The organism is Pseudomonas brassicacearum subsp. neoaurantiaca (assembly GCF_013608025.1).
GTDB lineage: Bacteria > Pseudomonadota > Gammaproteobacteria > Pseudomonadales > Pseudomonadaceae > Aquipseudomonas.
In genome coordinates this window covers 31,151-41,686 of sequence record NZ_VDLV01000058.1, presented here as the reverse complement: position 1 = coordinate 41,686, position 10,536 = coordinate 31,151, and the positions used below count along the sequence as shown (strand labels likewise).

Here is a 10,536-nt window from a genome sequence, read left to right as displayed (position 1 = left end):
AGGTCTTCGGAGGCGTTGGCGAGCAGGGTTTCGGTGTCGATGTGCGGGGAGACGATGAAGAGTTGGTCTTTGTCGGGTTTCGGTGGCGGGGCGGGTTGGGGCTTTAGGTAGTAGTCGAGGGCGCGGTTGGTGGCGTCTTCGAGGCGTTTTTCTTCGAGTTTTTCGACGCGGGATTTGTGTTCTTTTTGCGGTGGATTCGGTGAATGCTTGACCATATCTATGTACCAGAGTTTGGGTCGACATCCTTTCGCTTGCATTCGAAGAGGTGGCAACTGTACGTAGGTGTGCAAGACCGGTCTGGTACCGCCGGCAAACCCGAAGGTCTCCCACGCACAATTGCCATAACGGACGCGAGCATAAAAAAATGCTCGATCAATAGCCATAACCAATTGCGTACCAATCCGGACTTGCACGTCCGTGTCACCGTTTTTTGCGATGACGAGCAGAGGTTAGCCGTGCTTCGAAGCGCTGCCTAGTTCATGAACAGCCCTGCGTTTTGAAGGAAATCTCCGACGAGTCTGAAGGACGTGGAATGCCGCTTCTAAACATGACTTAGCAGTCATCATGCAGAAAATAAAGCCGATCTTCCGCAAACCGGATTCGATGATGGCGTTCCGCTGGAGAATCGCTAAACTGCGCCAGCCGTTCATTTTTCTCACGAGGCTGTGCCGATGAAATTTCGTTTCTTGTTGTGGATGCTGGGGTTGTTGATGGGCAAGGCCAGCCGCACCAACCCGGCTTTCCAACAGCAGCTAGGCGACAAGGAGCTGGTGTTCCAGCTGCAAACCCTGGACGGCAAGGTCGCCCGGCATTTCACCGTGAAGAACCAGCGAATCACCAGCCAGTCGGGTGTTTATCCAACGCCGGCCTTTGCCATTGCGTTCAAGGATGCAGGCTATGGCTTCGCCACGATGCAGGCGAAGAACAAGCAGTTGGCGTTCATGACGGGGATTCAGGACAAATCGATCCAGATCAAGGGTAATCCGGCGTTGGTGATTTGGTTTCAAGGGCTGATGAAGTATTTGAAGCCGAGGAAGGCCAAGAAGGTCTAGTCGAGAACCCCGTGGCGAGGGAGCTTGCTCCCGCTGGGCTGCGAAGCGGCCCCAAATAGGCTAATGCGTTTCCCCTGACGGACCGCGTCGGCAGGTTTTGCGACTGCTGCGCAGCCGAGCGGGAGCAAGCTCCCTCGCCACAAAAGCTCGGCTGCCTGCGTCGGCAATCAATGGCTGAACTGCGAAGCCAATTCCCGCAGCAGCACCTCAGCTTCCAGCACCTTGCTCACCACATCATTGGCCTTTTCCCGGGTCAGTCCCACGCGATCGAGCAGCGCATCGGGGATGTCTTCGTCCGGGCCGGAGCCGATGCTGCGTGAGCGCAGCAGGCGCACGGCCAGGCATACCAGGTTCGGGTAGGCGGCGTATTCGCCGTCGTAGTGAGGATCGTGCTGGAAGCGCAGGGCGGTGGCCAGTTCGTCGGGCATGTCCCAGTAGCGCATCAGCCAGGCGCCGATCTGCTCGCGGCTGATGCCCAGCAAGTGTTGCTCCACGTAGCTGTGGCACAGGTGCGGGTTGACTTCCAGGTGCCGGCAGATCAATGAGAAATGCGGCGGGAAGACGTGGGCCAGCAGCAGGTAGCCAAAGTTGTGCAGCAGGCCCGACAGGTACGTCAGGCCGCCTTCCGGGCGCTGGGCGCGGGGCATGGCGCGGGTCAGGCCTTCGATGACGGCGGCGGTGTAGATCGATTGCTGCCAGTACGGCGTGGTGTGTTGCGGGTGGTCCTTGGGCAGGCTCAAGGTCTTGCCCAGGGCCAGGCCCAGCGCCAGGTTGATCACCAGGTCGAAGCCCAGCACGCGGACGATGGCGTCTTCCACCGAGCGAATCTTGCCCGGCGACGCGTAGTACGGCGATGCGGCCCAGCTCACCACTTGTGCGGCCAGTGCCGGGTCGGTTTCCACCACGCCCGTGATGTCGTCGATGGTGGCGTCGGGGTCGACCCGCAGCTTAATGATTTTTTGCGCGGTTTCAGCCAGCGGCGGGATCTCGATGGTCTCTTCCAGCCGTTGCTGGATGCGCCGGGCGGTGAACGCTTGCACGGCCAGGGTAATTTCCTGACGGTCGTCGTGCGGGCGGTCCAGGTTCGGGGTGATATTGGCCACAGGTTCGCCGAACGTCGCGGCGCTGGCCTTGGTGAGCATGGTCTTGAAGGCTTCGCTGGTGACTTCCAGCAGCAGCCCCGGCTCGCCCGAGTTGATCAGCAGTTTGGGTTCGCGCAGCAGGCCTTCTTCGTACAGGCATGGCGAACTGGTCAGCGCGGGCAGGCCCGGCAGCAGGCTCAGGCTGTGTTTGCCGAGCATGCGTTCCAAGCGTTCGGTCGGCACCGCGGTGAGTTTGCGGCCAGTGAGTTCGGCCAGGCGGTTGAGGTCCAGCAACTGGCTTTGCGGAAACAGGACCATGAGCGCGCCAACGGCATCGTGCAGCAGCACGGCCTGCACTTTGCGAGCGGGGTTGAGGCCCGGTCGTTCGATGACTTCGTCAAAGGCGATGCCCAATTTCTCGAGCAACTGCCGAATAACAGACGGAGCGTGCGGGGTTTCGGGGACGAGGGCAGCTTCAGTCATGGTCTGTATCCGTTTTCCTACAAGTGGGCCAGTATAACCAGCTTGTCCAACAGGCGCGTCCAGAAAACTGAGCGCGTGCTCACACTTGGCCGTATTGCTGCCCATGCCGCAGCCAGCGATCCAGCAGCGGGCTGACATGGTCGGGCCAGCGCTCCAGCAATGCCTGGGCGGCGTCGCGAACCGCCGGCAGCAGATCGGCGTCGCGCATCAGGTCGGCCACCTTGAATTGAAGCAGACCCGTCTGGCGCGTGCCGAGCATTTCACCCGGGCCGCGCAATTCGAGGTCTTTTTCGGCGATGACGAAACCGTCGTTGGTTTCGCGCATGATGCCCAGGCGCTGACGGCCGATCTGTGAAAGCGGCGGGTGATACAGCAGCACGCAATGGCTGGCGGCGCTGCCCCGACCGACCCGGCCACGCAACTGGTGCAACTGCGCCAGGCCCAGGCGCTCGGGGTTTTCGATGATCATCAGGCTGGCGTTGGGCACATCGACGCCAACCTCGATCACGGTGGTGGCGACCAGCAGTTGCAGGGCGCCGGCCTTGAATTCGGCCATCACCGCGGCTTTTTCGGCGGGCTTCATGCGGCCGTGGATCAGCCCGACCTTCAATTCGCCGAGGGCGGCGGTGAGGTCTTCATAGGTGGTTTCGGCCGCCTGGCAGGTCAGTTCTTCCGACTCTTCGATCAGCGTGCAGACCCAATAGGCCTGCCGTCCTTCGGCGCAGGCGCTGCGCACGCGCTCGATCACTTCCACTCGTCGGGTATCGGTGACCAGCACGGTGTTGACCGGCGTTCGACCGGGCGGCAGTTCGTCGAGGATCGAGGTGTCGAGGTCGGCGTAGGCACTCATCGCCAGGGTCCGTGGGATCGGCGTGGCGGTCATGATCAACTGGTGTGGGCACATCCGCCCGCCGACGCCTTTCTGGCGCAGGGCCAGGCGCTGTTGGACGCCGAAGCGGTGCTGTTCGTCGATGATCACCAAGGCCAGGTTCTTGAACTGCACTTCGTCCTGGAACAAGGCGTGGGTACCGACCACCATCGGCGCGCCCTCGGCGATTTGCGCGAGGGCGGCGGCGCGGTTCTTGCCCTTGAGCTTGCCGGCCAGCCAGGCGACTTCGATGCCCAGGGGTTCGAGCCAGCGCTGGAAGGTGATGAAATGTTGCTCGGCCAGGATCTCGGTGGGCGCCATCAACGCCACCTGATAACCGGCTTCCAGCGCTTGCAGCGCGGCGAGGGCGGCGACCACGGTCTTGCCGGCACCCACGTCGCCCTGGATCAGTCGCAGCATCGGCTCGGGCTGGCTCAGGTCGTAGGCGATTTCGTTGCCGACCCGCTGCTGCGCGCCAGTGGGGGTAAAACCGAGATTGGCCAAGTAGCGAGCCGGCAACTTCGTCGCCTTGGGCATGGCCGGGGCGCGCAGCGAGCGCAGGCTTTCCCGAAGGCGTTGCTGGGAGAGTTGATGGGTCAACAGTTCTTCGAAGGCGAGGCGATGTTGGGCCCAGTGATGGCCGAGGGCGAGCTCTTCCACGTCGGCATCGGCGGGCGGGTGATGCAAGTAGCGAATCGCGTCGGCCAGCGGCGCAAGCTGATAATCCCGGGCCAATTCCTTGGGCAGCCAGTCCGGCAGGCTGGTGGGGCCGAGCATCGTCAAGGTTTGCTGGCAGAGCTGGCGCAGGCGCTGTTGGGTCAGGCCTTCGGTGAGTGGGTAGACCGGCGTCAGGGTTTCCGCCACGGGCGGCGGTTCGTCGCCGGTGATGGCGCGGTATTCCGGATGATAGATCTCCAGCCCCGACGCACCGGGCCGCGCCTCGCCATAGCAGCGCACGCGGGTGCCACGCTTGAGACCTTCCTTTTGCGCATTGCTGAAATGATAGAAACGCAGGCTGAGCCCGCCGGTGCCGTCCTGCAGGCGCACCACCAGGCTGCGACGCCGGCCCATGACCACATCGGCGCCGCTGACGGTGCCTTCCACGACCGCATCCTGCCCGGGCCGCAAATGACCGATGGGCACCACGCGGGTGCGATCCTGATAGCGCAACGGCAAGTGAAACAGCACGTCCTGGAGGTTTTCCAGGCCGACCTTGGCCAACTTTTCGGCCATGGCTTCACCGACACCCTTGAGTGTCGTCACCGGCACTTTCGACAGCTCAGTCATGGCTACGGCTTACTTGGCGGCAGGCGGCTTGGCCACGGAGCACAGGCGGATCGAGTCGGCGAGGATCTCGATGGCCTTGGGTCGCGGGAAGCTGGCGCGCCAGGCGATGGCAACGGTGCGGAACGGCACGGGGGCCGTCAGCGGGCGGACTTCGATCACGCCGGGGGAGTAATGATGGCTGTCCACCGCCGACAACGGCAGGATCGAAATGCCCAGGCCGGAGGCGACCATGTGGCGAATGGTTTCCAGGGAGCTGGATTCCACCGTGGTGTGCTTGGCGCCTTCGCTGCCCTTGGTCAGGGTCGGGCAGGCTTCGAGCACCTGGTCGCGGAAGCAGTGGCCTTCGCCGAGCAACAACAGGCTCTTGTCGTTGAGCAGGGCCGCGTCGATGGTTTTTTTCTGGGTCCAGGGGTGCTGGGCCGGCATCAGGACGTAGAACGGTTCGTCATAAAGCGGCAGGGTCAGGACGTCGGCTTCGTTGAACGGCAGGGCGATGATGATCGCGTCCAGTTCGCCGTTGCGCAGCTTGTCGCGCAGCACGTGGGTGAAGTTTTCTTCGATATACAACGGCATCTGCGGGGCAACCCGGTGCAGTTGTGGAATCAGGTGCGGGAACAGATACGGCCCGACGGTGTAGATCGCGCCGACTTTCAGCGGGGCGGTCAGCTGGTTCTTGCCGGCCTGGGCCAGTTCGCGAATGCCCTGGGCCTGTTCCAGGACCTTTTGCGCCTGGGCGACGATGCCTTCGCCCACCGGGGTCAGGCGCACGGCGCTTTTGCTGCGCTCGAAAATCAGCACACCGAGTTCGTCTTCAAGCTTTTTCACACCCACCGACAGCGTCGGCTGGCTGACATGGCAACGCTCGGCCGCGTGGCCGAAATGCTGCTCTTGGGCGAGGGTCACGATGTAGCGTAATTCTGTGAGGGTCATGGCGAAACGTCCGTGAAGTTGCGAGCCAAGCATACCGGCTGCAATCGATAGACGCACGTTATCAGACTGGAGGCGCGGTGCGACACTGGCGAATGTCTGTATGGTCGTTGCCGGATATGAAAAAGGCATCTTTCGATGCCTTTGTTTTCATTGTGGCGAGGGCGCTTGCTCCCGCTGGCCTGCGCAGCAGGCCCCGGTTCGGTGGATGCGATCATTCTGATATATCGCATTCAACGGTTTGGGGCCGCTTCGCCGCCCAGCGGGAGCAAGCTCCCTCGCCACAAGGTTCACCCTGCCATCGGGTGTTTGGGTCAGCGCCGACGCTTGTCGATGGAATACAGGAACGGCGCCGTCAGTTCCACCGTGCCGTTGGTCAGCAGGTCGGCCGGTGGCTTGGGCAGCGGTTGGGCGCGGCGGATCATTTCCAGGGTGGCCCGGTCCAGATCGGCGTTGCCTGATTTGCCCACCAGTTCGAAGGACACCACGTTGCCCTCGGCATCCACCACGAACCGCAAGCGGTTCATGCCTTCCTTGCCGCGTGCCTGGGCGCTGGCCGGGTACTTCTTGTATTTGCCCAGATGCGCCAGCAGCGTGCCTTGCCAACTGGCCTTAGCCGCCATTTGCGCGGGCGAAGGGCCGGGGGCCGGCTGCGCGGACTTCTCGGTGGGTGCCTGGGTTGGCTGCGTGTCGGCGGGCTTTCGCTCCGATGGGGTTTCCTTCGGCGGCTCCGGCTTTTTCTCCACTGGCTTGGGCTTGGGCGGTTGAGGCTTCGGCTTGGGCTTGACCGGCTTGGGCACGGCGATTTCCGCCTTCGGTGCTTCGGCCAGTTTCGGCAGCGGCAGCTCTTCCACCGGCTCCGGAGGTGTTGGCGGTGTGACGACTTTTGGCGGTGCTGGCGGTGGCGGCGCTGGAACCGGGGCCAGTTCGACCATCATTGCCTGGGGCGGCAATTCGATGGGCGGACGGGACGTCCAGTTCAGCGTCAGTGCGATGGCGAGCGCGTGCACGCCCAGCACCACGGCCAGGCTACCGCTGTAACGCGTCAGCTTTTGGCGCGTCGTGATCATTTCTTCGGCGCCGTCTCGAGACCGACCAGGCCGACCTTCAAGTAACCGGCGCCGCGCAGGGCGTCCATCACGCTCATCAGGTCGCCGTAATCCACGCCCTTATCGGCCTGGAAGAAGATCGTCGTGTCTTTCTTGCCCTGGGTCTTGGCGTCTAGGGTCGGGCCGAGGCTTTCGACCTTGATTTCCTCTTCGCCCAGGAACAGGCGCTGGTCAGCCTTGACGCTCAGGAACACCGGTTTTTCCGGCCGTGGCGACGGCTTGGCCGTGGACGCGGGAAGATCAACCTTGATGTCCACGGTGGCGAGCGGGGCGGCCACCATGAAGATGATCAACAGCACCAGCATCACGTCGATGAACGGCGTGACGTTGATTTCGTGGTTTTCGGCCAGATCGTCGTCTGCGCCTTCTTTCAAATGCAGGCCCATGGCCGATTACCCCACTTTCACCATGTGCGGTTGCGAGCCACGCTCGGGCGGCAGGTGATCGAGGTCGCGGCTGACCAGCAGCAGGACTTCGGCCGAAGCATCGGAAACCTGGGCCTTGTAGCCGGCAATGGAGCGGGCGAAGACGTTATAGATGACCACGGCCGGGATAGCCGCGACCAGGCCCAGGGCGGTCGCCAGCAAGGCTTCGGCAATACCGGGGGCGACGACGGCGAGGTTGGTGGTCTGGGTCTTGGCGATGCCGATGAAGCTGTTCATGATCCCCCACACGGTACCGAACAGGCCGACGAACGGCGCAGTGGAACCGATGGTGGCGAGCACGCCGGTGCCGCTGCTCATGTTGCGACCGCATGCTGCAACCAGGCGCTCGAGGCGGAAGCTCACGCGTTCCTTGATGCCTTCCTTCTCGCGGCTGTTGGCTGACAAGCGCATCTCTTCGAGTGCGTCATGCACCAGCAGGTTGGCAAGAGTGCCTTCCTTGCCGGCGGTGGCGCTGGCTTCCTTGAGGGTGGCTGCTTTCTTCAGCGCGGCGATTTCTCCCCGCAGACGGCGCTTGGCGCCGAGCAGTTCGAAGCCTTTGGCGATCCAGATGGTCCAGGTGATGATCGAGGCGATGGCCAGGCCGATCATCACGGCTTTGACGACCACGTCGGCGTTTTTGTACATGCCCCAGGGCGACAGGTCGTGTGCCATGCCCAGGGTGTTGTCGGCTTCGAGCACTTGGGGCGCCTCGGCGTCGACGGCCTGGGCCGGATCCGTGGCCACCGGCGTCGCAACGGGGGCGGCCGGGTCGGCGGGTGCCTGTGCGGCAGCGGGCGCGGTGGCCGGGGTCGTGGCGGGCGTCTGTGCATCGGCGAAGGCGGCGCTCGGCGTCAGCATCAGGCTGAGCAGCAAGGCTGCCACTGCGCTCCAGGCGCGAGGTCGGTTGGTTGGCGAAGCGGAAGAAAGAGAGCGTGTCATGCTGGCCGGACCTGAGAGAAAAAAGAAGGTTGATGTTCTTCCAGGCCTCGTGAGGCCGAGAACAAAAGTGGCGAGCATTATTGCAAGTAATTCTTGTTAACAGAAGCAATACGCTTGCTTTTTTTGTCGCATGGCTAGCCGCTTGCCCCTCTGGCAGCTAGTCTGCGGCTTTTCCAAAAGGAGATCCTGATGCCCGCGCCTTCTGTTTTGATTGCCGGTTGTGGCGATGTCGGCGGTCGTCTGGCCACGGAATTGCTGGCGGCTGGCTGGCATGTCCACGGCCTGCGCCGTGATGTCTCGCGGTTGCCGGAGGGTGTGACTGGCGTTGCCGGCGACCTGTTCAACGAAGACTGCCCGATGACTTGGCCGGTAGGCGCTATCGATTATGTGGTTTATTGCGCCGCCGCCACCGAGCACGATGAGGATGGCTATCGGAAGGCTTACGTCCAGGGGCTGCAGAACGTGCTGAGTTGGTTGGGTGACTATGGGCAGGTGCCCGATCGACTGATTTTTGTATCCAGCAGCAGCGTGTATGGCCAGCAGGACGGTGCGTGGATCGATGAGACCTCCGAGACTGTCGCTGCCGGCTACTCCGGACGCTTGATGCTTGAAGCCGAGCAGGTGGCACTCAAGAGCGGTATTCGCGCAAGTGTTCTGCGATTGACTGGCATTTATGGCCCGGGCCGCGAATGGCTGCTGACGCAGGTGCGTCGAGGGTATCGCGTGGCGACGGAGCCGCCGCTCTATGGCAACCGGATTCATGTGGACGATGCTGCTGGGTTGCTGGCGTTTCTGTTGGAAAAGGATCGGCAGGGCGTACAGCTGGAGGATTTCTACATCGGTGTCGACGATGCACCCGCGCCGTTGGCCGAAGTGGTGGGTTGGCTACGCGAATATTTGGGCGTGACCGAGTGGGCTGATGACGCCAGCGTGCGTCGCACGGGTAGCAAGCGCTGCAGCAATGCCCGGGCGAAAGCGTTGGGCTGGGTGCCCCGCTATCCGAGTTATCGCGAGGGCTATGCGGCGATTCTGGAAGGGCGCTGCTGACTTTCCTGTCGCCGCAAAAGCAACTGTGGGAGCGAGCTTGCTCGCGATAGCGGCGTAACAGTCAACTCGATGTTGAGCGTTATGGCCTCATCGCGAGCAAGCTCGCTCCCACAGGGATGGCACACCGAGTTACTGTTTCTCCAGCACCCAGCGCCGATCACCCGGCGTAAACGATGGCATTTCATCCGCCAGCGCCGCATTCACGGTCTGGAAGATTTCCAGCTTCTTGCCGTCGCGGGCAAAGATCCAGGTGTTGCCCTGACCGTTCTGTTGCAGCCAGATGTTGTCGTTGCCGCCGCTCATGGAGGCGCAGTCGCCGGCCAGGCACAAGGCGTAGCGATCGGCACCGGGCAGGCCGCTGACCTGGCCGTCGGGCTGGAATTGCACCGTAGCGCCCTGGCCTGGGCCCTCGACGATGTTCCAATTGCCACCCAGGTAGGCGGTGTACAACGCTCGCTCGAAGCTGGCGCCAATCGGTGCGCCATCCGGTATCTGCACCTGGGCGCGGTCGAACAGCTGCTGCGGCTCGTTTTCGGTGGCGGCCTGGCTCAACTGGTCGCCGTCGCGCTTGAGTTCGCTGGCGGAGCTGCCGTAGAAATCGACTTTCCAGGCGCCATCTTCTTCGCCCAGCAACTTGCCTTCGACATTTTCAAAACCGTTGGTGTAGCGCGCCTGGCCGGCCCGGGTATTGATGTCCCATTCCAGGTTCGGGCCGTAGCCCTGCAGTGCTTCGCGCAACGGGCCGCCCTTGGCGGCAGCGTCGATGGCAGCCTGGTTGATCCAAGTGCCGCTGATGTCACGGTCGGCAGGGTCGCTGGCGCAGCCGCTCAGAAAGAGGGCAGACAGCGAGAAGGCAAGCGCTTTGCGCATGAAGGAATCCTTTCAGAACGAAAACGGCGCAGCGGGAGACGCTGCGCCGGGCTTTTTACTCGATGACCAGGATGGCGTCCATCTCGACTTGGGCGCCTTTTGGCAGGGCGGCCACGCCAATGGCTGCGCGGGCAGGGTAAGGCTGGTCGAAATACTTGCCCATGATCTCGTTGACCTTGGCGAAGTGGCTCAGGTCGGTAAGGAAGATGTTGAGCTTGACGATGTCCTTGAACGAGCCGCCAGCAGCCTCGGCCACAGCCTTCAGGTTCTCGAATACCTGCACGGTCTGGGCTTCGAAGCCCTCGACCAGCTCCATGGTTTTCGGGTCCAGTGGGATCTGGCCGGACATGTAGACGGTGTTACCCGCCTTGATCGCCTGGGAATAAGTACCGATGGCGGCCGGGGCCTTGTCGCTGGAGATAACGGTCTTGGTCATTCATGACTCCT

10 protein-coding genes and 1 pseudogene are annotated in these 10,536 nt (G+C 62.6%); 2 read left to right on the top strand and 9 right to left on the bottom strand.

Features of this window, described 5'->3' with window-relative positions; genetic code table 11:
• Window positions 1-215, bottom strand: a pseudogene (locus tag FHK92_RS25515) (DUF6124 family protein); the annotation flags it as partial.
• A gap of 456 nt (window positions 216-671) precedes the next feature.
• On the opposite strand from FHK92_RS25515, the gene FHK92_RS25510 reads away from it, so the two are divergent.
• Window positions 672-1,052 carry a helicase gene (locus tag FHK92_RS25510; protein ID WP_181290566.1) on the top strand — a complete coding sequence of 127 codons (381 nt, stop codon included), beginning with the start codon at window positions 672-674 and terminating at the stop codon, window positions 1,050-1,052.
• Between the two features lie 167 nt (window positions 1,053-1,219).
• Here the strand turns inward: FHK92_RS25510 and FHK92_RS25505 are convergent, their stop codons facing one another.
• From FHK92_RS25505 to exbB, 6 genes are all read right to left on the bottom strand, one after another.
• Window positions 1,220-2,617: an aminoacyl-tRNA deacylase and HDOD domain-containing protein gene (locus tag FHK92_RS25505; RefSeq protein WP_181290565.1), complete on the bottom strand. Its 1,398-nt coding sequence runs from the start codon at window positions 2,615-2,617 to the stop codon at window positions 1,220-1,222.
• 79 nt (window positions 2,618-2,696) lie between these two features.
• A complete protein-coding gene (gene recG, locus FHK92_RS25500) occupies window positions 2,697-4,772 on the bottom strand; it encodes an ATP-dependent DNA helicase RecG (protein WP_030142184.1) in 2,076 nt (691 codons plus the stop codon).
• 9 nt (window positions 4,773-4,781) lie between these two features.
• A complete protein-coding gene (locus FHK92_RS25495; RefSeq protein WP_030142183.1) occupies window positions 4,782-5,702 on the bottom strand; it encodes a hydrogen peroxide-inducible genes activator in 921 nt (306 codons plus the stop codon).
• Between the two features lie 311 nt (window positions 5,703-6,013).
• The gene (locus FHK92_RS25490) at window positions 6,014-6,769 is read right to left on the bottom strand and encodes an energy transducer TonB family protein (RefSeq protein ID WP_181290564.1); all 756 of its coding nucleotides are present in this window, start codon (window positions 6,767-6,769) and stop codon (window positions 6,014-6,016) included.
• A complete protein-coding gene (exbD, locus tag FHK92_RS25485; protein WP_030142181.1) occupies window positions 6,766-7,194 on the bottom strand; it encodes a TonB system transport protein ExbD in 429 nt (142 codons plus the stop codon). The genes FHK92_RS25490 and exbD overlap by 4 nt, the downstream gene beginning before the upstream one ends.
• Before the next feature lie 6 nt (window positions 7,195-7,200).
• On the bottom strand, window positions 7,201-8,172 hold the full coding sequence (exbB, locus tag FHK92_RS25480) for a tonB-system energizer ExbB (protein WP_181290563.1): 972 nt from the start codon (window positions 8,170-8,172) through the stop codon (window positions 7,201-7,203).
• Between the two features lie 189 nt (window positions 8,173-8,361).
• On the opposite strand from exbB, the gene FHK92_RS25475 reads away from it, so the two are divergent.
• Window positions 8,362-9,219, top strand: coding sequence for an SDR family oxidoreductase (locus FHK92_RS25475; RefSeq protein ID WP_181290562.1), 858 nt, complete (start codon window positions 8,362-8,364; stop codon window positions 9,217-9,219).
• A 129-nt stretch (window positions 9,220-9,348) separates the two neighbouring features.
• On the opposite strand, the gene FHK92_RS25470 is transcribed toward FHK92_RS25475, so the two are convergent.
• Together FHK92_RS25470 and FHK92_RS25465 are read right to left on the bottom strand one after the other, a co-directional pair.
• Window positions 9,349-10,089: a hypothetical protein gene (locus FHK92_RS25470; protein WP_181290561.1), complete on the bottom strand. Its 741-nt coding sequence runs from the start codon at window positions 10,087-10,089 to the stop codon at window positions 9,349-9,351.
• Between the two features lie 55 nt (window positions 10,090-10,144).
• Window positions 10,145-10,525: a RidA family protein gene (locus tag FHK92_RS25465; protein WP_030142177.1), complete on the bottom strand. Its 381-nt coding sequence runs from the start codon at window positions 10,523-10,525 to the stop codon at window positions 10,145-10,147.
• Window positions 10,526-10,536: the final 11 nt, after the last annotated feature.